This is a genomic window from Wolbachia endosymbiont of Nasonia oneida (assembly GCF_009012935.1).
In the GTDB taxonomy this organism is placed as follows: Bacteria; Pseudomonadota; Alphaproteobacteria; order Rickettsiales; family Anaplasmataceae; genus Wolbachia; species Wolbachia pipientis.
Genome location: NZ_QESS01000007.1, coordinates 1 through 26,549 on the forward strand (window position 1 = coordinate 1; position 26,549 = coordinate 26,549).

The 26,549-nt window shown below is 34.3% G+C and carries 20 protein-coding genes and 5 pseudogenes; 12 read left to right on the forward strand and 13 right to left on the reverse strand.

Going from position 1 to position 26,549, the window contains the following annotated elements:
• Nucleotides 1-452 precede the first annotated feature (452 nt).
• Nucleotides 453-1,622, reverse strand: coding sequence for a bifunctional 2-polyprenyl-6-hydroxyphenol methylase/3-demethylubiquinol 3-O-methyltransferase UbiG (ubiG, locus tag DEF52_RS03995; protein ID WP_151807936.1), 1,170 nt, complete (start codon nucleotides 1,620-1,622; stop codon nucleotides 453-455).
• 195 nt (nucleotides 1,623-1,817) lie between these two features.
• On the opposite strand from ubiG, the pseudogene DEF52_RS06885 reads away from it, so the two are divergent.
• From DEF52_RS06885 to DEF52_RS04015, 4 genes and pseudogenes are all read left to right on the forward strand, one after another.
• A pseudogene (locus DEF52_RS06885) lies at nucleotides 1,818-1,907 on the forward strand (WPE palindromic element domain-containing protein); the annotation flags it as partial.
• 615 nt (nucleotides 1,908-2,522) lie between these two features.
• Nucleotides 2,523-4,271, forward strand: a complete 1,749-nt coding sequence (dnaG, locus tag DEF52_RS04005) for a DNA primase (RefSeq protein ID WP_151807937.1) — start codon at nucleotides 2,523-2,525, stop codon at nucleotides 4,269-4,271.
• Nucleotides 4,272-4,508: 237 nt separating this feature from the next.
• A complete protein-coding gene (locus tag DEF52_RS04010) occupies nucleotides 4,509-5,591 on the forward strand; it encodes a Fic family protein (protein WP_006280480.1) in 1,083 nt (360 codons plus the stop codon).
• Nucleotides 5,592-5,800: 209 nt separating this feature from the next.
• Nucleotides 5,801-6,883: an efflux RND transporter periplasmic adaptor subunit gene (locus DEF52_RS04015; RefSeq protein WP_151807938.1), complete on the forward strand. Its 1,083-nt coding sequence runs from the start codon at nucleotides 5,801-5,803 to the stop codon at nucleotides 6,881-6,883.
• A 57-nt stretch (nucleotides 6,884-6,940) separates the two neighbouring features.
• On the opposite strand, the pseudogene DEF52_RS07035 reads toward DEF52_RS04015, so the two are convergent.
• From DEF52_RS07035 to DEF52_RS04045, 4 genes and pseudogenes are all read right to left on the reverse strand, one after another.
• Nucleotides 6,941-8,027: pseudogene (locus DEF52_RS07035) on the reverse strand (IS3 family transposase).
• A gap of 79 nt (nucleotides 8,028-8,106) precedes the next feature.
• Nucleotides 8,107-8,421: an FtsB family cell division protein gene (locus tag DEF52_RS04035; RefSeq protein ID WP_010962526.1), complete on the reverse strand. Its 315-nt coding sequence runs from the start codon at nucleotides 8,419-8,421 to the stop codon at nucleotides 8,107-8,109.
• 49 nt (nucleotides 8,422-8,470) lie between these two features.
• Entirely contained in the window at nucleotides 8,471-8,599 is a 129-nt protein-coding gene (gene ykgO / locus DEF52_RS04040; protein ID WP_006279631.1) for a type B 50S ribosomal protein L36, read from the reverse strand.
• Between the two features lie 49 nt (nucleotides 8,600-8,648).
• Entirely contained in the window at nucleotides 8,649-9,479 is an 831-nt protein-coding gene (locus DEF52_RS04045; RefSeq protein WP_006280267.1) for a pyruvate, water dikinase regulatory protein, read from the reverse strand.
• Nucleotides 9,480-9,614: 135 nt separating this feature from the next.
• Here DEF52_RS04045 and ccmC point away from each other — a divergent pair, with 135 nt between their 5' ends.
• Both ccmC and DEF52_RS04055 read left to right on the forward strand, forming a co-directional pair.
• Entirely contained in the window at nucleotides 9,615-10,325 is a 711-nt protein-coding gene (gene ccmC, locus DEF52_RS04050; RefSeq protein ID WP_151807941.1) for a heme ABC transporter permease CcmC, read from the forward strand.
• A gap of 8 nt (nucleotides 10,326-10,333) precedes the next feature.
• Entirely contained in the window at nucleotides 10,334-10,711 is a 378-nt protein-coding gene (locus DEF52_RS04055; RefSeq protein WP_237357346.1) for a GNAT family N-acetyltransferase, read from the forward strand.
• Here DEF52_RS04055 and DEF52_RS06895 read toward each other — a convergent pair.
• Both DEF52_RS06895 and DEF52_RS06900 read right to left on the reverse strand, forming a co-directional pair.
• Nucleotides 10,665-11,141, reverse strand: coding sequence for a hypothetical protein (locus tag DEF52_RS06895; protein WP_410543284.1), 477 nt, complete (start codon nucleotides 11,139-11,141; stop codon nucleotides 10,665-10,667). The genes DEF52_RS04055 and DEF52_RS06895 overlap by 47 nt on opposite strands.
• 88 nt (nucleotides 11,142-11,229) lie before the next feature.
• Nucleotides 11,230-12,159 (reverse strand): annotated as a pseudogene (locus DEF52_RS06900) (hypothetical protein).
• A 180-nt stretch (nucleotides 12,160-12,339) separates the two neighbouring features.
• On the opposite strand from DEF52_RS06900, the gene DEF52_RS04065 reads away from it, so the two are divergent.
• From DEF52_RS04065 to DEF52_RS04075, 3 genes and pseudogenes are all read left to right on the forward strand, one after another.
• A complete protein-coding gene (locus tag DEF52_RS04065; RefSeq protein ID WP_151807942.1) occupies nucleotides 12,340-13,617 on the forward strand; it encodes an adenylosuccinate synthase in 1,278 nt (425 codons plus the stop codon).
• Between the two features lie 103 nt (nucleotides 13,618-13,720).
• Nucleotides 13,721-14,449, forward strand: a pseudogene (locus DEF52_RS04070) (IS5 family transposase).
• A gap of 251 nt (nucleotides 14,450-14,700) precedes the next feature.
• A complete protein-coding gene (locus DEF52_RS04075; RefSeq protein WP_179951364.1) occupies nucleotides 14,701-15,213 on the forward strand; it encodes a hypothetical protein in 513 nt (170 codons plus the stop codon).
• Nucleotides 15,214-15,422: 209 nt separating this feature from the next.
• Here DEF52_RS04075 and DEF52_RS04080 read toward each other — a convergent pair whose 3' ends face one another.
• Nucleotides 15,423-16,688 carry an IS4 family transposase gene (locus DEF52_RS04080; RefSeq protein WP_151807607.1) on the reverse strand — a complete coding sequence of 422 codons (1,266 nt, stop codon included), beginning with the start codon at nucleotides 16,686-16,688 and terminating at the stop codon, nucleotides 15,423-15,425.
• A 235-nt stretch (nucleotides 16,689-16,923) separates the two neighbouring features.
• Here DEF52_RS04080 and DEF52_RS04085 point away from each other — a divergent pair, with 235 nt between their 5' ends.
• The 3 genes from DEF52_RS04085 (at nucleotide 16,924) to DEF52_RS04095 (ending at nucleotide 19,724) form a co-directional block, all read left to right on the forward strand.
• Entirely contained in the window at nucleotides 16,924-18,774 is a 1,851-nt protein-coding gene (locus DEF52_RS04085; RefSeq protein WP_237357349.1) for a hypothetical protein, read from the forward strand.
• A gap of 112 nt (nucleotides 18,775-18,886) precedes the next feature.
• Nucleotides 18,887-19,150: a translation initiation factor IF-1 gene (infA, locus tag DEF52_RS04090; protein WP_007550159.1), complete on the forward strand. Its 264-nt coding sequence runs from the start codon at nucleotides 18,887-18,889 to the stop codon at nucleotides 19,148-19,150.
• Nucleotides 19,128-19,724 (forward strand): Maf family nucleotide pyrophosphatase, encoded by a 597-nt coding sequence (locus DEF52_RS04095; RefSeq protein ID WP_007550161.1) that lies wholly within the window; start codon nucleotides 19,128-19,130, stop codon nucleotides 19,722-19,724. Before infA ends, DEF52_RS04095 begins: the two co-directional genes overlap by 23 nt.
• On the opposite strand, the gene DEF52_RS04100 is transcribed toward DEF52_RS04095, so the two are convergent.
• The 5 genes and pseudogenes from DEF52_RS04100 to DEF52_RS07040 all read right to left on the reverse strand — a co-directional run bounded on the left by DEF52_RS04100 (nucleotide 19,716) and on the right by DEF52_RS07040 (nucleotide 26,320).
• Nucleotides 19,716-22,370 (reverse strand): hypothetical protein, encoded by a 2,655-nt coding sequence (locus DEF52_RS04100; protein ID WP_151807943.1) that lies wholly within the window; start codon nucleotides 22,368-22,370, stop codon nucleotides 19,716-19,718. The genes DEF52_RS04095 and DEF52_RS04100 overlap by 9 nt on opposite strands.
• Before the next feature lie 152 nt (nucleotides 22,371-22,522).
• A complete protein-coding gene (locus tag DEF52_RS06385) occupies nucleotides 22,523-22,681 on the reverse strand; it encodes a hypothetical protein (protein ID WP_153296804.1) in 159 nt (52 codons plus the stop codon).
• A 35-nt stretch (nucleotides 22,682-22,716) separates the two neighbouring features.
• Entirely contained in the window at nucleotides 22,717-24,060 is a 1,344-nt protein-coding gene (locus DEF52_RS04105) for an alanine:cation symporter family protein (protein ID WP_151807947.1), read from the reverse strand.
• Nucleotides 24,061-24,563: 503 nt separating this feature from the next.
• Nucleotides 24,564-25,067 (reverse strand): protein-disulfide reductase DsbD domain-containing protein, encoded by a 504-nt coding sequence (locus DEF52_RS04110; protein WP_044471194.1) that lies wholly within the window; start codon nucleotides 25,065-25,067, stop codon nucleotides 24,564-24,566.
• A 304-nt stretch (nucleotides 25,068-25,371) separates the two neighbouring features.
• Nucleotides 25,372-26,320, reverse strand: a pseudogene (locus tag DEF52_RS07040) (IS5 family transposase).
• Nucleotides 26,321-26,549: the final 229 nt, after the last annotated feature.

The window sequence follows — 26,549 nt, forward strand, 5'->3', positions numbered from 1 at the left end:
ACCACGGGGCTTCTTTTGCCTTTTTTTTCGTTTGGTAAATTTCTTAAATATTTATAGCTAAACGACAATCGTCATCCCGCTACTTGTTAGCGGGATCTATGCTAAGGTATGACAGTTAAGTAAGGGATCTATGTTAAGAGATACCGCGAATGAATCGCGGTATGACGGTTCGCGGTGGCATGACGATAACTTCGTCATCCCGCTGCTTGTTAGCGGCTAAGAGATACCGCGAATGAATCGCGGTATGACGGTTAAGTAGGGTGTCATCCCAGTGCTCCTTTTTTTGTCATCCAAGTAGCTGACACTGGGATCTAGCCTTTATTATTTGGTTAAAATTAAGTCTTCTGGATCCAAGTATCAGCTACTTTCATGACACCATTCTTTTTCCTGGATCCCAGTGTCTGGGCACTGGGATGACAAGAAGAGGGTACTGGGATGATATTAGAACCGTCTCAAACTACAATGTTTCCACAAAGTATATAATTAACATCCACGCCTTTAGTTAGATTCCACTCACGCTTTATTACGTCGTACTCCATACCAGCCATATCTTGTAGTGTTACATTGTTTTCTCTTAGGTGATTTGCAATTTCTGACGGCTTGAGAAATTTATTCCAGTTATGTGTACCTTTTGGCAGCCAATTTAATATGTACTCTGCACCAATTATTGCAAGACAAAAGGATTTAATAGTTCTATTTATTGTGGATATAAAGATTAACCCCTCCGGTTTTAGCAGTTCTATCGCTTTTTTCATGAAAAGCTCTAAATTATCCACATGTTCAACTACTTCCATCAGCAGAACCACGTCGTACTTCTTGTCATTGCTTAGCTCTTCAATGCTGGTGTGTATATATTCTATATTTAACCCTACTTTTTTTGCATGTGAATGCGCTACTTTTATGTTTTCTTCACATACATCTATTCCCACAACATTAATGCCAACGCGTGCCATTGACTCTGACAAAATGCCACCACCGCATCCAACATCAAGCAATGATAATTCTTTCAAATTGCATTTTTTTAACTCTTTTATTTTCTCAATAATGTAAGATACTCTAACAGGATTCATCATGTGCAATGGTTTGAATTTGCCGTTCTCATCCCACCACTGGCCTGCCATTTTAGCGAATTTTGATATTTCATCTTCGTTATAAGTTTTTGTTTTTTTTTTCTTAGAGGTTATATTGCTGAGTTTATCAAGGCGTTTTTTATGTCTGCTTTCTTTTGAAAATTCTGTTTCGAGGAATTGTTTGACTATGTCTTTTGCTAATCCACTCGCAGTAAACCCTGCACCAAGACACAGTACATTTGCGTTGCCATGCTCGCGAGCTAATTTTGCGATCTCAACACTGTTACATAAAGCAGCGTAGATTCCTTCAAAACGATTTGCCACAGTACTCATGCCCAAACCTGTACCACAAATTAATATCCCATAATTTGCTTTTTTGCTTGTTATATCTTCTACAACTTTAACAGCATAGTTTGGGTAATCTACACACTTTTGCTTAGCAGTGCAGCCTTGATCTACTACTCTGTAACCTAGGGCTTCCAGGTAAGGTTTTATTTCTGATTTTAATTCATAACCAGCATGATCTGAGGCAATTGATACTATACCTAACATATAAGAAATAAGGACATTTTATATGGGTTTGAACTTTCTGTCAAGTCATTCAATGCTTCTGACCTTTTGGGAGTTCTAAAGCTATAGCTAAGGTTTTCCTACGTCATACCGCAATTCATTCCACAACTGTACGAACATTGTGATTTGAGAATAATCTCCGCCAGGAAGGGTGTCATCCCAGTGCTTTGGCACTGAGATCCAGAAAACTTAATTTTAAATAAGTACACCAGATAGCTGTATAATAAGAACTGGATTCCAGTGTCAAGCACTGGAATGACACCTTCTGTATAAATATTAAGAAATTTACCAAACGAAAAAAAAGGCAAAAGAAGCCCCGTGGTTGGCTAATTACTTACATTATACTTTCAAGTATGGCGTTTTTTTATTCTAAACACTTAATAACCGCGATTTAGCTGCTTTTAAGCCGCAACTAATCTAAATTATAAACGTTAAGAAATTTACTAAACAGAAAAAAAGGCAAAAGAAACCCTAGGGTAGCTAGTTATTCACTATCCATTTTTTAAGTTGGCGTTTTTTAATGTTTTAAATGCTTTATAAGCGTATTTCAGCTTGTGTAGGTCAAAACCCGGAAATTTGATAAAGACATAAGGTGCACATAGTGCAAAAAATTAAACATGAGACGCCAGATACGTTGAGTTTTTTTGTCATTTAATCTGTACAGAGAAGATAAATAAATAGCTTCAGTTTCATGATAAGGGCGCTGGCGAGGTTTGTCAAGGAAGTTTTTTGTTTCTGTGGGCTACCTGGATGACAGGATTGCTCTTGAATTTGTATAGCTACATTGTCGGTAAATCTAAATTGCTTTAGTTATAGAAATAAATTTCGAGTCAGATGTGTATAAATTCTATATAATTTTTATCCTACTACTAATTTAACAAGATGGATCATATAGATATTATAAAATCAAAATTATTATTATCCGACATAGTAGGTAAAAAAGTCAGATTAATAAAAAGAGGAGATAGTTTTGTTGGGCTCTGTCCATTTCATAACGAAAAAACCCCATCTTTTTCGGTGAGCAATACTAAGGGGTTATATTACTGTTTTGGTTGCTTGGCTAGTGGTGATGCATTTGAATTTATTTCACAAACTGAAGGATTAAGCTTTAAAGAAGCATTGGAAAAATTAGCATCGGTTACAGGTGTTGAACTGCCCAAAAATCTTAGTATTACAAAAGAGGACAATAAACTATTTTTAGCGCTTGATTTAGCTGCAAATTGGTTTGCACAAAAAAATCAAAGTGTTGTAGATTATTTAAAGCAGCGTAAGATTTCACCTAAAATCATAGATAAATTTAAGATAGGTTATGCACCAAGCTCTGGTTTGAAAGAGTATTTAAACTCTTCAGGTATTGAAGACAGAATTTTGATTGATATTGGATTAGTAAACAAAAATTTTCATGATTATTTTTATGACCGGCTGATATTTCCTATACAGAGCATTGCAGGGAGAGTTATTGGTTTTGGCGGACGTGTGCTAAGTTCTGAGCAACAGCCGAAATATTTAAACAGTCCAGAGAGTCAGCTCTTCAAGAAGAGGGAGAATTTATACGGATTAAACTTTGCTTTAAGCGAAATACGTAAAAAACAGCACATACTTGTTGTTGAAGGATATATGGACGCTATAGCGCTACATCAAGCAGGAATTAGTAATGCAGTTGCTCCGCTTGGTACCGCAATTTCTGCAGAACAGATAAAAAATCTATGGAGATTTGCTAAAGAAATCTCCATCTGTATGGATGGCGATAGTGCTGGACGTCATGCTGCTACTCGAGTTGCAGAACTTGCTCTGCCAATATTAGAGCCTGGATACACGTTAAAGTTTGTGACTTTGCCAAGTAATAAAGATCCATACGATATATGTAACGAACTGGCATACAAGAAAGAAGACGTGTTGACTGCTCTTGACCATTCAACAAAACTGCATTCTGAATATTTATGGCATCACATAATCGATAGCAATTTGCAAAATTATGAAAAACTTGCTCCGGAAAAATATTCAATTCTTGAGCACAAGTTCATGGAATATGTAAATACTATTAGCAACAGCAGTATTAGAAGGTATTACAGAGATTATTTTTACAATAAGGCTAGTGAACTAAGAAGTAGCTTCAAAAAACAGATTTTTAATAGTAAAACTGGAGCAACAAAAGGTGAGTATCTTCATAACAAATCTCCAGAGCTAATTGAAGCAGAGCAAAATCAGGCCGTAATTTTGCGTATAGCCGTAGAATTTCCTGAAATTTTGAACCGTCCTATATTTTTTGAGCAATTTTCTCATTTTGAATTTACTAATGAGATGAAAAGATTACAACAGCGTGTAATTGATGTAATAAGTAACAAAAGCAAACTCGATAAAGAGGCTTTGTTACAAGAATTGAAACAGTTTAACGTTATAAAGTATGTATTTGAAAAAACTAGTGTACTAAATAGCCAACTGAACGAGAGAAAATCTGCAGAAATTGTGTGGAATAATATAGTGTTACTAAAAGAATTAAATGCATTACGAAAAGAAAGAACCGAAGCGAGGCTGAGCGGTAATCTTGACTTAGAAGAAAGGTTAATAGAACAAATAGAGCAAATAGAAAGTAGTATACAAGAAATGCAAATGGAGTTTATTGAAAAGTAGATATCGTCTCGTTAGTCAACAAGAAAATTACAAAATAAGACAATATTTTACATAAGATTGAAATTTTTAACTAATTAAGCCTTCCTCCAACAGCTTTGCCCTGTAGTTTTTGATATGGTTAGGATCACTTGAAAATGTATAATTTTTGTAGTTAGCTCTGCTATGCATATAAAGCTTACTATTGACTTTTATCACATTATCTCACATTATCTCACATAATATGCATGTGAGAAGAATATGAACTGGAAGAATTTTCGTCTTAGTACACGTCTCAACCTAGAAGGGCCTGTAATTGAACAAGTGTACGAGTTAATTACTGCAGTTGATAGTGTTAAAAATAGCTGGCAGATAACGAAAAAACTACTACCACAAACAATTGAAAGATTAACTCATTCAGTTATTGTTACATCTTCTGGCGCTTCTAACCGTATTGAAGGAAATCGTCTAACCGATAAAGAAGTTGAGGATCTATATAAAAACCTACGTGTCAAAAAATTTAAAAATAGAGATGAGCAAGAAATTGCTGGCTACTTAGAAATGCTTACACTAATATTTCATGATTATACGGATATTCCAATTAGTGAGTCATCAATATTGCACATTAACAACCAGATGCTACTTTATAGTGAAAAAGATTTGTATCATAGAGGAAAATACAAAGCAAGTTCTAATAGAGTTGAGGCAAAAGATCAGAATGGAAAAGTTGTTGGTATAATTTTTGATCCCACACCACCTTACCTTGTTAGAAAGGAAGTACAAGAGCTTATTGATTGGTATCACTGGTCCTTAAATAATAAATTTAAGCATCCTCTTATTATTGTTGCTAACTTTGTTTTTGAGTATCTGGCAATACACCCTTTTCAAGATGGAAATGGCAGAACTAGTAGATTGATGACTAATTTAATGCTGTTGCAGCAGGGTTATGATTTTGTATCTATTGTATCACATGAAAAGATAATTGAAACTAACAAACTTGATTACTACTTAGCGCTTAATAAAACACAAAGTAGCTGGAAAAGTGGCAAAGAAGATATTTCCCCGTGGTTAATATTTTTTCTTAATGTACTCAAAACGCAAGCAAATGAGGCGCATTATATTCTTGAGAGGGAGAATACTGAATATTTATTATCAAGAAAACAATTGTTCTTCTGGGAATGGGCACTTAGCCTTGCAGATAAAGAATTTAGTAGAAAAGATGCTATAGAAGCTCTAGGATTTCCTCCAAGAACAGTAGAGGCAATTACAAAGAAACTGCTAGGGATGAAATACTTACAGCGTCTTGGAGAAGGCAAAGCCACTAGATATAAAGTTATTATTTAAAAGTTTTAGTATATTTTTCAAGATTTTTTTAAATCCAGTCTTATGCACAACTTTGTTTGCAATTTTACATTTTTATTCGATTAAAAATTGCATTTTAGCAATAAAAAACTTACTTATTGTAGGAAAATCTTGTGTTTGTTCTCATATAAAACTATTTATGGAGTGACAATGGTACATGTATTATACTTACATTTCTGATTCGAAAATTTATGCAGTTGTTTCTAACAAGATTGGTCAACAAATTCTATTGTTTAAAGGTGAGAAACAAAGTAATCATCATTTCCAGTATTGCTTTTATTCTACTGTTTTTTATCAGCAGTGCATTTTTAAAAAAAGATCAGGCGGTTCATAGCGATAATGCAACTAGTAGCTTTTCAGTAAAAACTCAAGAATGTGCGCCGCAAAACCGCACTATATATTTAAATTTTTCTGGTACAGTAAATCCCTTACATAGAGCTAGCCTTGTCTCAAAAATAAGTGGTAAGATTATTGCTATTTATTTACCTGATGGTGAAAAGGTAAAAAGAGATGATGTAGTGTTAAAGATAGAAGATTATGACAGGATTAAGCAAGCTCAGAAAGCCAAAGCTTTATTAAAGCAGCGTGAAATTGAGTATGATTCCTCTCACAAACTGAATAAAAAAGGCTATGGGGCACAAATACAAGTAGAAGCAGCTTTTACTGCGTTACAAAGTGCAAAAGCTGACCTAAAAAGGCTAGAATTGGATTTAGAAAATACTGCAGTCACATCTCCTATAGATGGTTATATTGATAAAATCAATGCAAACGAAGGGGATTTTGTTAATGCTGGGCAAAAAATAGCTGACGTGGTTAATTTCGATCAAATTCTTGTAGTGTTATACGTTTCGGAAAATGAAGTAAATAAAATAGAGCTAGGCAGCACAGCTCAAATTAATTTGCTGGACGGAAAAGAATTGGCAGGTGAAGTAAGTTTTATTAGTAAAATTGCTGAGCCTAAAACTGGGTCTTATAGGGTAGAAGTAAAGGTAACTAATAATAAAATGATATCCTTGCAGGGACTAACTGCCAACGTAAGGCTACCTTCAGGCGAAAGATTTGCATATAAAGTTCCTTCTTCAGCCCTGAGCTTAAGTGACGAGGGTGCTCTTGGAATAAAGATTGTTGATGACAATAATTATGTAGTATTTGCACCAATAGAAATTGTTGATCATGAGAGCGATGGGGTTTGGATAGTAGCAAATAACGAAGATAAACCCATAAAGTTAATAGTATTGGGCCACCTATTTGTTAAGCCTGGTGATAAGGTTTAAGACATAAGATCCTTTGACCTTACCCAGAAAAAGTGGAGAGAAAGTTTGGAATGTTTTTTACAAAAAGAATGATGCATCAAATTGTTCTGGAATGCAATAGTTAATAGTGACGTTGTTTGTTATAAAAAATTTCTATATATTCAAATATAGCAGTTTTGATATGCTGTTTAGAGTGCCGAGAGGTGTCTATTGGTAACTCCCTTTTTAGAGAACTGAAGAAGCTTTCCACAACAGAATTGTCGTAACAACAACCTTTATGATTCATCTATGTTTTTTATGGATAAGAGATATTGATAACCTTGCAAAGTATATTGTGAACCTTGATCACTATGTAATAGTAGATTTTTAACAGGTTTACGCCTATTAATGGCCATTAATAAAGAGTTCATAACCAATTGTTTATTTATTGCACTACTCATTAACTACCATACGTGAGAATTATTGCTGCCAAATATAGCCATCCCTCCTTGGTTTTGATGTAAGTAATCCCATACTTTATTTGGTTGATCAACAATAAAGTTTTGATCTAGTATATTGGGAGCTACAGCTCTATTATCTGTTTGTTGTTTTTTAATTTTAAACTTTCTTCTCAGTATAGCCCTGATGTCATTTTTCTGCATCATACTTTGCACCGTTTTCAAATTGCAACTTTTACCCAAAGCCTTCAATTCAGCATGAATTTTAGGAGCTCCATATCTACATTTAGAAACTTGATATATTTTTTGAATAGCTGCGAGTAGCTCTTTATTTGCTGATTCTCTACTGCTTATTTTTCTTGTGGTCCACTTATAGTAGCCACTAGCAGAAAATCCTACATAATTCCTGTACTTTATAGCAGTTACTATATAAAAAAATATTTTACTCTTTTTGACTGGCCAGGGCTTTTTTTTAAATGTCTCTTTCCCTTGTTACTCTTGCTTTGTAAATCAAACCTCTCTTTGTCGTAAGGAGCCATGTTACCTCTACCTGGAAATGCATTTGCCGCTGACTTTTTTTCGTTATATTTCTTCATCCATTTTCCTAATACACTATCCCTTATTCCTAGATCTCTTGCTACTTTTGCAACTGGTTGACCTACCTTTCTTTGTTCATTTGCCAGCTTAACAGCTTCCAATTTGAATTCTGCCGTATATTCTCTTACCATTTCTAATCCTCCAAAATTTTATTTTACCCAAAAAAACTCTTTTCTTTCTCTCCACTTTTTCTGGGTAAGGTCACTACTGCTATTCCACGTCAAGAACAACCATAAGTTCATTAGGGTTCACATAACCTAAAGCATTTTTTGCTTGCTCATCAAGCAGATCTAAATCTAAGCTTTTTTCATATAAGCCAAATACTTTGTTGTCCAACTTTTCCTTTTCAGAAGAGACATCCTTTAGCAAAAGTTTATTGTACTCGATTTCTTTTTTTAAATCGATTAACGTCAATAAGCCACGTTTACCTGTAATTGTGCTAATGCTGAAATATAATGTAAGGGAAGAAATGAGTAAGGCTGCGCTTAAACACAGTAACTTTTGCTTCTTTTTAGATATAAGCACCGTACTTTCACATATAAAAAATATATAACATGAAAAGGTGAACAAAAAGCTAAGAACCTTGACGCGCTTTACACCTTGGCTTTACCTTATTTATAATGTAAATCTTACCACCCCTTTTCACAACTTTACAATTTTTATCTCTGTTACGATGAGATTTTAGCGACCCTTTGACTTTCATATCTATAGTAAGAATTAAATTACTTTACATTATAATCACTTATCAAGAGTTAGTCAATTGATAACATTTTATTAAAATATTGTATAATTGTTGCTGATACTTCTTCGATCGACTTTTGCGTGACATCGATAATTGGCCAGTTATTCTGTTTAAAGAGCTCCTCTGCTTCTTTAATTTCCTTTTCTACTTTCTCAGGGTTAGCATATATATTATTATCTTCGTTGTTAATTGAAGTAAGTCTATTTTTGCGTATTTCTATTAGCCTACTTACGTCTATTGTTACCCCTATTGTCAGTTTATTTTTTAATTTTGCCAAGTCGACATAAAAGGGTACCCCACTAACAAAAGGAATATTTGCAACCTTATAGCCTCGGTAAGCTAAATACGTACTGGTGGGAGATTTTGATGTACGTGAAACTCCAACCAAAATTATATCTGCTTTATCAATATCTTGAATATTTTGTCCATCATCATGATTAATAGTGTAGTTTATTGCCTCAATGCGCTGAAAATATTCGTTATTTATCTCAGTATGCAAGTCAAGCTTTTCGTCTTTTTCAATTTCAAGATAAGACGAAATTTCTCTAATAATATGTGATAATATTGCTCTATAGGGAATTTTCAACTTTATACAGTTATCTTTTAGATATTTTCTTAGCTCATCATCAGTAATAGTGCATATAACAAAATTATGCTCATCACTTTTCCTATTAATTTCCTCCAGAATTTTGTCAATCTGCTCTTCTCCTTTTACAAAAGACCAAACATATTCGATCGTTTCTACAGAACGAAAGTGTTTCAGAGCTGATTTTGCAACTGATATAACAGTTTCACCACTTGAATCTGATACTAAGTGTAGATTAAGCTTTTTAAGGGTCATATACTAAAAATAATAGCTAGCAATCTGCTACTGAAATTATGCTAATTTGTTGACCTACGTAAATATAGAAAAACTATCCTGTTGATAAAACTCAAACTAATTGGTAAATTCTTAACACAATTATTCTCAAAATGAATGTTTTTATTAAAGCCTACAAATTTCTCTTATTTTTCTAAGAAAGCTCTACCTTGGCTTGGGGTGATTTGTTTCGCATGTTTTTTAATTGGAATGTCTTTGGCGTTATTCTTCTCCCCAGAAGATTATAAACAAGGAGAAATTGTACGAATTATGTATCTTCATGTGCCTTCTGCATGGCTTGCTCTTGGAATATATGGATTAATTGCATCACTCAGTTTCATTTCATTGGTGTGGAACAATAGCATTGCTAGTGTCTTGGCACATGCTGCTGCTCCTGCAGGGACAGTCTTTTCTGCAATATGCTTAATCACAGGCAGCATCTGGGGAAAAGGAACCTGGGGCACTTGGTGGGTATGGGATGCAAGGCTTACTTCAATGCTGATTTTATTTTTCCTATATGTTGGCTACCTTTCATTGTGGAGCGCTTTTGATAATGAAGCGAGGGCAGAAAAATCAGCAGCAGTATTTGCCATCTTTAGTGCTATAAATATTCCTATAGTAAAATTTTCCGTGAATTTATGGTCCACTCTCCATCAGCCAGCAAGCATTTTGAGAAAAGGTGGAATAGCAATAGAAAGTTCCCTGCTGTTGCCACTGGTTGCAATGTTTATGTTTTGTGCCACATTTTTTTTAGTAGTGTGGATACTGTATTCACTTTACTTAATTAATTTATATAAGATAAAGAGAGAAATCAGTATGCGGTATTAGGCCGAGAGATGAAAATAGAACACACCACATCACCAAGTAGCAAAGACATTGAATTCCTACTCAAAAAGATTAATGAAGAAACCGTTGATAAAGGTACGTGTAACCCATTTGCTTTTTTTATTCGCGATGATACTGAACAAATTATTGCAGGTTGTAGCGGTTTTGTTATCTATGGTTCAATTTACACTGACTTGCTTTGGGTGCACTCTGATTATAGAAGAAAAGGTATGGGAAAGCAGCTAATGGAAGAAGTTCATGATTATGGTCGTGAGATGCACTGTAAAATAGCAACCGTTGCAACCATGAACTCTAAAATATTTAAGGAGCCTACCAGTATCTTTAAGGTAAATGTTCATGTGATTCCGCAGAATAATTCTGTTTTTTGATTCTATCTGTCCATTTATCATTTTCTATATCTTGTTTGTTGGTTGCTTTTTTTTCTTGCTCAACAATTGCCTTATCTATCTCCTTATGAATTGCATCAATTGCATTAATCGCACCTCCTTTTTTGTATACTTCGCTTTTCCCTTCAATAATTAACTTAATAAAAGTATTTACAACAGACTGCACTTGATTATGATTAACCTGACCTTTTGTCAAAGAAGGTAAAGAGCCTAATTCCATCAATACTTCTGGTGCTGTTTTATCTTGAGTGGAAAGTCCTAAATTATCTGCTACTTTACTTATTAATAACTCTCTGTGTTCTTTATTATCTTCCAATTTAGCATAATCACTCAATAGATCTATAACGGTAGATACTCTGACTTCAACAACATCATCAACATCTTCATCTTCTAGAGCAACTCCTGACCCCAATAACCTCTCTCTGAGATTTTCGCTTAAAAGATTGATAAATTCTTCATTTGCATCTGATCCTGTGGTTGATATTGTACCATCTAAATAGTTACTTTGAGCACCGAAGCCATGCTCTATTTGTATTTTTGTCTCAGGTTTAAATCCTAATTTTGCACAGAATTTCTGAAAATATTCTTTAATAATGTCAAACAAGCTCTTGCCATTATCTTTATAATTTTTTAACTCTTTAGGAATAGTAAGTGACAATTTACCATCTCTGTATGTTACAAAGTCTTCACCATTGTGAGATTCAATTGTAAATTCCAATGAACTAGACAGATTACATATCTTATCGCCATGCATAACTTGATTTTTAACAGAGAGTATTGGTAGCCTCATATCAGATCTAATTCTCACATTATTTTGGTTAGCACAATCAATGTTTATTACTTTTTTAGGATTTTCTACTATGAACGACTGTCCAAGTGCAAGTTGGGTTTGTATAAATGGAGCAGCCTCATACCCTGCTTGATTACAATTGGTAACTAGCTCTTCTAAAATAGCATCACTTGGAACTTCTGCCCCAGCGTATCTGAACATTTTTTTGAAAACTTCTTTTGCAAAGGAACGGTAATCCTTGTTTTCATCTTTCTCTGTTGGTAATAGATGGATATACCTTACTTACAAGCTCTTTCTCAATATCTTCGAGTACTGAAGCAACAAAAGCTTTGCCATGATCCGTATCTATTTCTCTTGTTCCTTTTTTGTTAAATATTTCGTCATTATATATATCATCACTATTAAAAAGTTCGCTTTTGCGGTGCTTAGCTCCTTCCTTAAATGCAATAATAAGATTTTTATCTATTTCTTTTCCGTTAATAATAAAATTCATCCTTTGAAAATCTAAGAACATTGTTTCACCGGAATTCGCTAATTTATTATCTTGATCTGCTCTTAATTTACTAAAATTGAACTCTTTAGCTGTGGCCTTTAATCTAACTACTGGACTCTTATTATTTTTTCCTTTTGTCTCTTTCATAAATAACACCTTACTGTAAATATGCTGTAAGTTATATCATATAATGATGAATAATTTGGTAATATATTAAGAAAATCGACAGTATATTTCTTTATTTAAGGGGTGTAGGAAAGGCGTAGATTTCTCTTTTCATTTGTAGCGTACTGTATTAATATTTATGTATTAATTTAGAAAATAATGATGAATAACATTGTAATTATTGGTCTGCAATGGGGTGACGAAGGCAAGGGTAAAATAGTAGATTATCTTTCTGAGAATGCAGATGTAGTTGTGAGATTTCAGGGAGGAAATAATGCAGGGCACACTATAGTAATAGATGATGAGGTTTATAAATTAAATTTACTGCCCTCTGCTGTTTTGAGAACGGGCAAAATATCTATTATAGGAAACGGTGTTGCTCTTGATTCGCATGCTCTAGTTTCAGAAATAGAGTCATTGAAAGTTAAAGGAGTGGACATAAACTATAACAACTTGATGGTATCCGAGAGCTGTCCATTAATACTTAGCGTACATAAGGACAAGGAAAAGCTATTTGAAGATTTAAACGGAAATCACAAAATTGGTACAACAAACAAAGGGATAGGGCCATGTTATGAAGATAAAGTTGGCAGGAGAGCTATACGCCTTTGTGACTTAGAAAACGCAGATGAGCTCAACAAAAGAGTGGATACTCTTCTGAATTACCACAATGCTATCAGAAAAGGCCTTAACTACCAGGTGGTTAAAAAAGAAGAAATATTAAAGGAAATTCAAGAGATTTCAGAAAAAATTCTTCCATATAAAAAACCTGTATGGAAGATATTAAATGACTTGATGAAAGAAGGTAAGAAAATAATATTTGAAGGTGCCCAAGGCGCATTTTTAGATATCGACCACGGAACTTACCCTTTTGTTACTTCAAGTAATACCGTAGCATCGCAAGCAATAACAGGCTCAGGATTATCCTCCAATGCTTACATTATTGGTGTGGTAAAAGCTTATACAACAAGAGTGGGCAATGGTCCATTCCCTACTGAGCAAAAGAACGAAGTGGGGGACAGCTTATTTACTATAGGCAAGGAACTTGGAACAGTGAGCAATAGGAGAAGGCGTTGCGGATGGTTCGATGCAGTTTTAGTGCGCCAGGCCGTACAACTCTCTGGAGTTTCAAGCATTGTATTAACCAAATTAGATGTGCTTGATTCTTTTGATACAATTAAAATATGCACTGGTTACAAGTATAGCGGAAAAATGTATGATTATTTACCCGCATCGCATTCAATACAAGGGGAATTAGAGCCAATATATGAAGAGTTTCCTGGCTGGAAAGAAAACACTCAAGGTAAAAGGTCGATTAAAGCATTGCCTATCAATTTAATAAAATATATAGACAGGTTAGAAAAATTAATAGGTGTACCAATTCATCTAATCTCAACTAGTCCAAAGAGAGAGGATGTTATTAAGCTTAAAGATTTCTGAAAACGTCTTTGTATCTTAGAGCCTGTACGTAATCTCAAAAAAGAGATAAAGTGAGAGGATAAAGTATATAAAGTAGGATATGCGAAGTTTATAACCAAGTGACATAAGTCGAGAAAAGTTTGAGATTATTGTAGCAGATCTGGAATCTTGCAGAAAGAAGACAAAACCAAGAACACTTGATTTACATGATGTATTTTGTGGAGTGTTATACGTGTTAAAAAGTGGTTGCCAGTGGAGAATGGTATCAAAAGAGTTCCCAAAATGGCGCAATTGTTACGACTATTTTAAGAAGTGGAGTGAAAAACCAGATGCAAATAAAGAAAGTGTTCTGGAGCTGGTATTAAAAAAAAATAATTGCGACAAAACAATGGTCGGAAAAGCTTCTGCATAATTGATGCACAGAGTATAAAAAATGCAGATACTGCTGAAGCTATGATGCAGGCAAGAAGATTTCAGGGCCGTATTGCAGTAGATACGCAAGCATGCAATTTATACAACAACAGCAGAGATAACTGACCGTAGCAGTGCTGTGAGAATGGTCGAAAATGCAAAAGAAAATCTCTCGGGAGTTAAAAATGTACTGGTTGATGCAGGCTATACTGGAGAGAATTTTGTAACTCAAATAAAAACGATTATTGGTGCAACCGTTGAAGTGATCAAAAGAAATGAATTACGTTCCTTTGTTGTATTGCCCAAAAGATGGGTTGTGGAGCGATCTTTTGCTTGGTTAGAAAAATGTAGAAGATTGTGGAAAAATTGTGAGCGAAAACTCAATACTAGCCTACAAATGGTAGTTCTGGCTTTCACTGCCTTACTTCTGAAAAAATTATGAACAGGCTCTTACTAACTCTTATCTAATAAAAAAAATACTTGTGTAACTTCGAATAGTCTATTATGCAAGACAGCAGTATAAACATGTAGTACGAAATGTATAATGAAAAATAAAAGCTCAAGTTTAACACTTGCAGTTATTTTTACACAATTAAGTAATCATAAAAGTTAGTGTAGGACGAGGTTATACAGTTTGATTTCTTTTAATATATGTTAATTGGTATAATATAAATATAGTTAAGGAGGTGTATTATGATTGGAAGTTTGGCTAAAGAAGAAAAAACAGCAGAGGCAGGAAAAACAGGTGATCAACTTGAAAAGTGTATTGGACCAACTTCACTGAATAGGGAAGTTTATTACTCTACGCTTATCTACCATACATTGAAAGAGTTATATTCACAATTAGGTGATATCTCTTATGCTAATAAAACGGGATCAGAAAAAGAAATAATCGATTTTTATGTTCTACCTCAATTTGCACATTTTAAAGAAATTCTTGATGAAGGTATAAAAAAAGATCCTTTGTTTGCAAATTCTGCTATTGTAAAGTTTTGCTACTCAATTATAAAAGATAATAAATTATTTAAAGAATTAGAAGAAATGAATATTCCTGCCAAAAACTCTAGTGTAAAGGCAAGGATAAGCTTTCAACTGAAAAATCTGAAAGAAAAGGTGTGGTTCTTAAGAGAACTAAAGGAAAAAAAGAATTTCACTTACGTGCAGGGGGCTTTTGGGGATGGGTGGAGTTTTTATCACTGCCATTAAGTTAAGGAAGGAATGGTAAAAAACGAACCAGAAGATTTGAAATAATCGAGAAGTTATGATAAATGCTGAAACAAAATAGAATAAACTTAAAAGTAGATAAACTCTAAAATGTAAATTACTTAAGAAGTAGTTGATTTAGGAGTCATTTTACAGAAGATATGACAATAAATTGCCCAGTTATTATCAGAAGATATGAGTACTGTCTTTGGTCAAAATACATGCTTCCTAGCTCTTTTTTGGTAGTTCAGTGAACGAGTATTCGTTACTTTATTACGGTCAACTTTTCTTCCTTTTCTCACCACTAGAGTGTTCATCAAAAATAACTTTGATAATCGATCCATAATGCAGTCTGTGTCTGACTCTGTAGAAAAAATATCGAAAGCCAAGTTTTTTATTGCATTAAATGAGACAGATTTATTAATGCTTTTCTCAGACTTGCCATTGGCTAGGCCTGCGTTCAATGTCTCTTCTACATCTTCTGTTGTAATACTTTCTAAGTTGCTAATAAAAATAGTTGACCAAAAATCCTGCTTAATAGTTTCAACACTTTTACCTGTAAAATTTTCTAAGCCTAATCTTCCTTTGAGTTTGGAAAAAAATGTTTCTACTCCCCAACGTAAGTAGTATAATTCCCCAAATTCTTCAGCTTTAAACTGCTGTTCGTCTAATAACGATGTAGCTAACACTTCAATCTCACCAGAATGAAGAACTATTTTGACTAATCGAAACTTTATTTTATCAGGTAATCCTAGCTTTCTTAGCTGTCTCGCTATTTTGACAGATGCAGTTGACACTACTATCATGTCAGAAGGACTTCCTGGCTTAAACATAGCATTTATTTCATTAAATGATGAGTATGGACAGCGAATTATGTAATTAATACCTCTTTGTATAAGCTCAGCAAAAAACCTATAAGAAACATACCCTCTATCACAAATCAGCAAATCGTTGGATTTTACACTATCAAGCATATCAATAGCTAAAGCAACTTCATAGCTACCGCCTCTGCCAAGTACTGATTTTATTGCGATATTGTTTAATACATCGTAACATACTTCAAAGGTTGTACTTGTGTAATCTCCAAGCTCTTTTTCGGTATAATTTCTTATTGGTCTTGAGCCAAATTCATTTATTAACTCATCATTTTTTGGTAGAATCAGTGTAGAAGCATCAAATGCAAGTACTCTGAAACCATGGTGGGTTTTAAATCCTTGATCTTGGTAGTATAGGGAAATTATGCTATCATTTAGCTCTGAAAATGCAGTGTGCTTTAGCTTTTTTCTTGCTTGAGTAAATGCACTTGCTGTGATTGTGTGATCCTTTTTTGTATGCAGGACAAACTCATTAAGCATTACTTGTAATGATTTTACACTCTTTCTGAAAATTAGAATAAATACATCAATGAAAGGCAGCTTTCTTTTTCGTGAGAAATCTTTTGGAGATGCTTTGTGGGCGTTAATAAAGTTTAAACTCATCAATTTATCTTTTATAAATTTAATTATTCTTTTTTTTACTCATATCATTATTTCTTTTAATTCAGCGATCTTACCCGATTTTATAATACATTCTAACACTTTTTCCTTAACTTAATGGCAGTGGAGTTTTTATGACCTAATAAACGATAGAGATTTTAAACAAACGTACATAGATAAAGCAGTAACAGAGTCTGCTAATAAGAGCTTTAAGGAAGATATAGATAAATGCATAGAGTTGGCAGAGCAGGGAAAAAAAACTGCAAGTAAATATTTTGAGAGGAAAGACGTAGAGCTTCAAGCTTATTACACAGAAACTGATAATGCTCATAGAGTTTTGAATGTTAACCTTATTAATTACAATAAAAGTGAGCCAACAAGAATTAGTGACATTTTACAGCAAGAGAAAGATATTAAAAAATTGAATATCTATTGCAATAAAAAACATGAAATATACGCTTATCAAGAAGATAAGAAAAGATATTATGAATTTAAAGAAGGCACATGTTATGAAATGACAAGCACTTGGCCTATAAAGGATGAGTTCGGGAATGTTTCAATTTGTACCATGATTATGAATGTGAGTAGCGGTCGCATAACTGAAGTACTAAAATTTAATGGTGAAGATTTTGTTTCATCGGAGGAGATCTTAGAATTGATAAAGCAAAATGATGAATTATATATTCAAAGTCTCTCCTTATATGATGCTGTACTAGAAAAGGGTAAGGCTGCTGATGTTGTGCCTACTGCTAATAACAATTTTCAAAATGAATCTATAGTGGCCTATCGCAAGGAACCAGAGGGGGAATTAGACCCTAAAGTTGATGCTGACAATAGCCTTCCTCCTTCTATTAATAGCAATGCATCAACTCAAACAGAAGTTGCTTCACAACAAATCGAAACTCAAACGGAAGTCAATTTACAGCACACTGGAACTCATACAGAAGTTGCTTCACAACAAATGGATGAATTGATTTTAAATAATCAGATGCTGTCCGAAAAAAACGTTGAATTGAAGCAAGAAATGTCAAATTTGAAAAAAGAAGCTGTTGAATTGAAGCAAGAAATAGAAGCAGGGTTGCAAGTGATAAATAAAAAGCACCATGAATTAATACAAGAAAATCAGCGACTACAGGAGAAACTAGAAACAACCCAAGCAGAAGCTAATCAAACAATTGTAAAGTTAGAGAAGCAGAATAGCAATTTACAAGACAGGTTTGAAAAAGAGGAGCAAAAAAACACGGAATTGCAAACTGAACTGGCACAAAAAAATGAAGAATTAGCAGGTGTGTTAAAAGAGCTACAAGGGAAAGCACAAGAACTTAAAGGTGTATATGAAGAAAAAAGAAAGCTAAAGGAAGAGCTGAAAATTGTTAATGCAGGAAAGAAGAATTTGGAAAAAGAGCTAAATCAAGCACGAGAAGATGCGGAACAGATAATGGTTGAACGACGCCAGCAGAAAGAGCGCTTGAAAGATCAGCTAAGAGAATTAGATCAGGAATATAAGGTACAAGTAGAAATTGAGCAAAAGATTAAAGAATCAGATAGGCAGGATAGCGATTTACAAGATACACTTGGAGAAGAGAGACTAAAACTCAACATTGAAGAACTAGAAAACGAGTACGAGGAATTTCCAGGAGATAAGGTGCTTACACTTGAACTCACTAAAGATGAAGATAAAGTCGAAGAGTTAAGAAACGAGCTAGAGCGTGAGAAAGAAAAGTGTAAACAATTATTAGAAGAAGAAAATGAATGGGGTGATGAATTGGTAGGAATGCTTGATGGACTGGAAGAAAAAATTCGTGCTGATGAACAAAGGAGCTTCAACAATCAATTAACGGGAGAAATTTCTAATGAGTCTGGTAATGCTCCACGACAGAAGAAAAGGTTATCCAAATCTTCAAGCGTTGATAATGAGTCTTATGTTCCACTGAGAGAGAGGACAACATTACTCAGATCTTTAAGCGTTGATAGTGGACTTGATAGCGATGAAGAAAATTGTGATAATGATTTATCTTTCAACATAAGTCCTATAAGTTCTATTGAGAAGGTGGCAGAGAGTAGAAACGTAGGTAGGGTATCATTGTGAAGATGGTTGGGGTTAAGTTGCAACTTAAGTGGGGCGCAAAAGGTCTTTTGTGTTGATAATAATTTAAAATCTATAGTAGACTAAAAAAGATTATTAAATTATAATATAACATATGATAAAAGACGAGAAATCGAAAACAATTTTTGAAGTGGAAGGGGCAGTAACTGCTTTACTACCTGCAGCAGAATTTAGAGTGAAACTGGACAATGAACATGAGATTATCTGTCATGTATCAGGGAAAGTGAGAAGAAGTAAAATACGCATCATTATAGGGGATAGGGTGTTAGTTGAGATGAGCATTTACGATAGGAATGCGAGAAAGGGTAGGATCATTAGAAGGCTTAAAGGTACAAGTGACAGAACGATCTCTAAATAATCTTATTCTTGCTTCATCATCGAAAAGGCGTATAGCTTTACTAAAACAAATAAACATTGAGCCAGGTTTAATTTTGCCAGCAGATATAGATGAAGCCCCTTTAAAAAAGGAACTTCCGAAGGATTACTCAATCCGTATGGCAAAAAGTAAAGCGGAGAAAATACAAAGCTCAAATCCAAATTACTTTGTGCTTGGTGTTGATACAGTTGTTGCTTGTGGTAGAAGGATATTGCTCAAAGCTGAAAACGTTGAGCAAGCAGAAAAATGTATCCGCTTGTTATCAGGAAGAAGGCATAGAGTATACACCAGTGTATGTCTATTAACTCCCGATCAATCTAAACAACATATCAGGACTGTGGTTACAATAGTGAAATTTAAACGTCTCAGTGAACAAGAAATTAAGTATTATTTAGCATCAGAAGAGTGGAAAAATAGGGCGGGGGGATGCAATATACAAGGCCTAGCTGGAGTGTTCGTATTGTTCTTACGCGGCTCCTACTCTTCCGTTATAGGGTTACCATTACATGAAACCTATTGTTTGCTAAGCAATTATTTTAACTTCAATTTATATTGAAATACCTTTATTAGTATCTTTTTTTTGTTGTGACTCAGCAACCTGTTTAGCCCAATCTAGTGGTCTTTTATTTCTGTTAGCTAATGCAATTCTATTGCGATCATAACCATCAGTGTGTTCTGTTAAAGTATCTCCTCTTTCTTCTTCTATTACTCCAGCTTTCAGTTGTGCTTCATCTTTCTCTAGTAATTTATATAGTTCGCTATTTTTATCTACGGTTGGATTAGTGTCAGCATTTTCTCGTTCTGCCACTGTTTTTACATCTGTTGAGCTGTCTTTTAGCAACCCGGCTGCTAATAAATGTTCTTTGGTTTGTTCACTAATTCCTCTTTGATCCACTGGTTTTAGTGGAAACTTCTGAGTTTCTTTATCCAACTTACTGGTAAATTCCGTAAGTAGAGTATCATCTCTTTGTTCAACATTCATTAGGCTCGCTTTTAACTGTCCAGGATTTACTTGAGATCGTTCATTATTGTCATGAGTTGGAGATGAATAGCCCGAATCGTTTGCTTTTATGTCTGTTGAGCTGTTTTTTAGCAACCCAACTTCTCTCAAGCGTTTTTTAGTTTCTTCGCTAATCTGACTCTGATCAGCTGGTTTTAACCCGAGATTTTCTTGACCTAATGTATTTTTAAGTTCTTCAAATAGAGTTAGATTACTTTGTCTAATATGTTCTTCTAATTTCCTTCCTACCTGTTTTAAATCTGTTTGAGATTTACTATCACTATTAGTTGGAGATATATAGCCTGAATCACTTATACTATTTGGTGTTGAAGCAGAGACACTAACAGTTGGACCTTCCACTATTTTTACATCTGCTAAATCGTCTTTTTGCAATCCATCTTCTTTATCTTGTGACAGTTTATCAGTAGGATCAACTTGCCTTAATCCTCTATTATCCTGCTGTGATCTATCTCTGATTTCTTTAAGAAGATTTTCAGGTGGAGTTTGATCACTTTGTTCAATGTTCTCTAAGCTCTTCTTTAACTGTTCAGGATTTACTTGAGATTGTTCATTATTGTCATGAGTTGGAGATGAATAGCCCGAGTCACTTTTATTATTGAGTGCTGTAGCAGAGAGCGGCTGTTCACTTTCTTTCCACTTAGCATCACTAGCATCTTGGTTATCACTGTTATCTGGAGAAGATGAATAAGGAATTCTGTCCTTTAATGTCTCTAACGGTGATGGGTTATTTTTTCTACTTCCTGCAATTGATGCTTTTCTATCATCAACATCAATGTGCCGTAAGTTGTTTTTCTTGAAATTTCTGATGTCTTGTAACAGATCGCCTTTGCTATTTCCTTCTTGTTGCTGGGTTTTAGGTTGTTGCTGATCATTAGGTGTTTGCTCACTTCTATCTGGTTTTTGGCTTCCAGGTACAGCATGTCCAAATGTAGGATTGTCATACCGTTCATCTTCTTGCCTATTATCTTGATTGTGGCTTACAGACTTGGTGAAAGTAGAACTATCTGAAGAATCAGAAGTTGCACCTTTTTGCTGATTATTAGGTGTTTGCTCATTTTCGCGCAAGTCATCTGGTTTTTGGCTTCCAGATTTGGCTCCCCCTTGCTCATCGAAAACATCTTTTTCAGGTGGTAGTGAACTAGTTCTAGGTGGAAGTGGCGGAGGAGTTTTTTTGTTCTGAGGATTCTCCTCAAAAAGCGATTGTAGGTTATAAACTTGACCTCCCGAATTTGCTTCTCGTGCTGCTTGTCTAAGCTCACGCTTTTCTTTAGCCTCCTGAGAATTAATTTTATCGTCAAAATCTTTTCCAATTCCGCTATCGTAAGACTGCCTTCTGCTGTTAGATTGTGGTCCAAAATGTGAATGGTGATCTTCTTTTTTTCGAGTTATATCAGTAGCTTGAACGCTAACATCTCTATTAACATCAATTCTTGTTGTAGTTTCAGATGATAGCTCGTTACTGTCTTTATTATGTTGCATCTCATTCGCTTTTCCTTGTCCTTTCTCCCTGAATTGTATTTCATGCAAGAATAAACCACCTATTTTTACATCTCTGTTTACTTCTAACCGTTCTAGAGAAAAATCATCACCTTTAACAAGGTCTACACCGTTAGCATCAATCTTAATTTTGATCTTACATTCCTTCCCCTCCGCATACCACTTTAAAGTCATTTCATATGAACCATCAGTTACGACATAATGTCTTATTTTTTTCCCTTCTTCCTCGGCAACAAAACCATGCATTCCGCTCTTTCCATCACTATGCAATGTTGAAAATCCCGAGATTTCATTCTTCTCACAAAAATCACTGTTTAAAAATTCGCTGATTTTAAACTCTTTTTTGTTATTTCCCAGCGTAATACTTGCGTGATTACCGTATATTGAAACTCCTGCAACATCATCAACATACTCTTTCAACCTTTCTTTAACTTCACTTTCAAGGTCTTGTCCAGCTTTCTTTGTCTTGTCGCATTTCTGAAGAATAACTCCATATGCTTTATCTTTGTTTTCTTCTTCGTCCCAATTCCAGTTGGCGTGTTTTGTTAAAAACTTTACTGTGTTAAAATCAACTCTAGCATTATAAATTGGGTCGTCTTCCTTTTTTATTTTATCAAATAAAGGAAAAATTTCTTGAATGCGCTCATTATAAATGTGTTCTTGTTGTGTATCGTTAGTGCCCATATATCCCTCACTAATAACCCTCTGCCTTTAGTTCTAGCTAATACTAGCTAATATAATTATCACAAGCATTGGTTGAATTTTTATTAAGGAAGGTTGTGTTACTAATGTGATAACACAAGCTATTTTATGGTAACATCAAACGATTTAAGTTGTCATTCCAGTCTGGAATCCAGCCTTTCACGAACCCCATCAAAAATGTTGTGTTTTAACATAAGATTAGCTACTTTTATGCTCACTAACTTAGTGCCAATCAAGATTCCTGGATCCCAGTGTCTGGGCACTGGGATGACATCCTTCTTGGCGGAAATCACTCTTATATCACAACAGCTGCATAGCCTAAATTGCTTTAGCTATAGCTCTGTTTTTGCAACTTCAAATATCTGCTACTCATAGTAAACACTTCTGGATCTTGAGAGGTTAGCTTGAGTATAGCGAGTATGTTGATAAACAACAAAGCAGCAATCGAGATATCAGCAACATCCCATAGCAACCGGACTTTACCTATCGCACCAAGCGGAATGATCATGGTAAAAATTACAATCCAGATTTTAGTGTATTTATTATCCATAGACACATAGCGTATTGTCTGTTTTGAGCAAAAAAACCAAGTAAAAATAGTAGTAAAGGCAAAACAAAACATTATGGCCATAATTAAATAGTCAATATAGGGCCAATTCATAGCTTTTCTAAAAGCAAATATGCACATGTTAGTACTCTCTAAATCAGTGACCCAAGAATCTGTGACAAGCAGTACCATTGTTGTAATAAACACTATGAATGCAACTATAAAAGGCGATATTATTGTGATTAGGCTCTGTTCAATAATAAATTTATTATTATTTTTCTTAGGAACAATTGAAGAATGTACGATTCCTTCGAGGCCAATCCCTATATCTGTTGCAAAAATACCTCGCAAAGTTCCAACTTGAATAATAGTCAACATTTCTAAAATCAAACCTAGAGATAAACCAGAGTTAAAGCTACTAGTTGTAAAAAAACTGCTTGTTATTAGTTTTAGAGAAGGAAGAATATTTTCACTAAATTTAAATAATATGATACCGCAAAGTGTGAGGTAACTTACCGTCATTATCGGTATCATAGCCGATATAAAAATTTTAATTTTTTTTAAGCTGAGAGCTGCAACAACAAAAAATATTATGGCCATTACAATGCCACCAATGACTACAGGCACATCTATCATGTTAAGTGGTATTGATAGAGAATTTACCTGAACAAGGTTACCAACTGTTATTGAAACCATTATCATAACAACTAGAAACACAATTGTAGCTTTTCTAGAGTTAAATGCATCAGCCATGTAGGCTACAGGGCCACCTATAAACCGTCCGTTCTTTTCCTTTCTGGTTTTTATACTTAGATAACAAGTGACATATTTTATCACAGAAGTGATAACAATAATTATCGCCATCCACAAAATAGAGCCCGGTCCTCCGGTTTTTAGAGCAACAGCAGTTCCTGAAATATTTCCTACTCCTAAATTTCCCCCTAAAATTGTAAACAGAGCGGCTATAGAAGAAAATTTATTTTCTCCTTTTTTAGCTCCAAGGAGTGAAAGGGCGTATGGTAATCTAAATACCTGTAGCCATTTTAGTTTAATCGATAGGTAAACACCAGCAACTAGCATGAGTAATATTGTTGGCAGTAATAAAACAAACTTTACTGTATCCATCTGTAAAAGTGAGATTTTTATTTGAGTATACAACAAAAATTGAAAATACCTAACCTATTTTCTATGTATGACTTCGTTTCCGTCATTCTAGAAACCTTTTCTTGTCATCCAAGTAGCGTGACACATAACTGTACGAACATTGTAATATGGTACAATGTTAAGACGATGTCATTCCAGTGCTTGACACTGGAATCCAGCTTTTAATGCAACCCCTCACCAAAAATATTGTGTTTTAACATAAGGTTAGCTACTTTTATACTCACCAACTTAGTGTCCAATCTGGATCCCAGTGTCTGGGCACTGGGATGACATCTTTTTTCTTGGTACAAATTACTCTTATATCTCAATGTTCGTACAGTTAGTGCGTGACACTGGGATCTAAATTTTTTATGCGAAACCATTATGTTTATATACTTGTAGACCCAAGTTCCTCACATAGTGAACAAAAAAGTAAATGAGATTCCAGTGTCACGCGCTGGAATGACACCTACCCCATGAGAACTCTATTTTTCATACCACTCATTTATAAGTTTATTGATATCAGAATCTATAAAATCCTTTAATGGTTGCCTGATTTTTATCTCAACATTTTTAGGGATGCACCTATCTTTACATATCGCATAATTTATATGGAAGTTAAGGTCAATATACCCTTGATTTAAAAATATATTCATCTTAAAGGGAAATAATACCATATCCTCATATACGTTACTTACAAACGTCTCTCTCCCTACTTTATCTTTATGTTCCTTTGGAATAGGCCAGTGAATATTTATATCTGATGCATTACCTTTGTAACTAATAGACGTGGGAAGGCCAAAATCTCCAGGATCTTTATAATATATGTGCCAGCCTGGTTCTACTGTAACCTTTATTGCACCTTTAAGAGTGAAGCTTGCTTCATTTATCTCGCCAATAAGTAAATCAAATTTTGCAATTTCCTCGTCAGCATATAGTTGAGTGCAAGAAAAAAATAAAAACAATATTAAATATATATGTATTTTCATTAAGGTAAATTTCTCCTTTTATAGAGAAAGTAATTTAGATTTTAATTATTATATTTAATAGTATTATATAGATTATTTATTAATATAGCATTATGCTATAGCTAAACTGACTTACGACAATCTGAAAAACGACAAATTCGTCATTCCGCTACTTGTTAGCGGAATCTATGCCGAGATACCGCGAATGAATCCACAACTGTACGAACATTGTGATTTTGGCCCATAAGGAGGGTGTCATCCCAGTGCTTGACACTGGGATGGCTTTGTTGCATCACACTTTATGAGATGGTGATTTATGGTAAATTCATGTAACTATCTCAAATTTAGCCATACCAATATCAGTGAATTTATTAAGCAAATAGCATTTGATTAGCAGTTCTTTTTCTCGATTTATCTCAGATTTATTCCTAAAACTAAATCCGAATATTTGCTTTAATCTTGAGAAAAACCCTTCAATATAAGATCTTTTCCCATAATTTACTTCTTTTTTCCATTCTTTCATGCCATCTTCACCGTATAATTTTATTAACCTAATAGCAGCATTCCTGTCAGACATATAATCTATTTCTGGATGTTCTGCCGCATTGTTTATTGGTGGAATTTTTGTCTTTATATCATATTCGTTACACAACTTATAAAACTTGTGCCTATCACATGCTCTATCTGCATATAGTGCTTTTATGGCATGCTGAAAATCAACTTCTTTTAGCAAATCACAAGCTCCATAGTGATCAGAGTAGACACCGTTACTGTATTTTACAGCTATGGCTTTTTTGTTGTTTATATTCAACATTACGTGCAATTTTCTCGTTTGCTCATAGCCACGATATTTTCTGTCAGTGCTATTTTCCTTGCTGTGTGTTGTTGTATATACTAATTCCTGTACTGTCTATAGCAATTTCGATATCTTCCATATTATTTTTATCAATTCTGCAATCATTTATCTTAATATTAAGTTTCTTAAACCTTCTTGATGCTTGTGAATAGCTGATAACTGCCAAATCTCTTCCTATTTGTTGCAAATACCCTTTTATAAACCCGACTGTTTGTCTTAAACCAATTCTAAAGAAACTGACGATTATATGCACCAAAATCACAACTTTATCACTATAAATATAGTTGCCGCCCTGCATTTTTGGACAATTCTCGTACCAATTTTCTATGGCGTCATTGATATAACAAAAAATGCTTCCTCTTTCTTGGAGAAATTTGTTATATTCATGGCAGTTACTGACTCTCATTTTTTGTGGCATATTTTTTCTTCAACAGTTAAATGGTTATTTATAATGAATTTTGTCAGTAACTGCCAGTTCTTTTCACTTGAGCGATGCAATAAAGCCCACTGGGATCCAGAAAATTTGATTGTGTACTATACAACATTTTCGATTAAAAGCTGGATTCCAGTGTCAAGCACTGGAATGACATCACAGGGGCACTGGAATTTTTGTTTCAATATTTGTACATTAGCCATGCATCTGAACA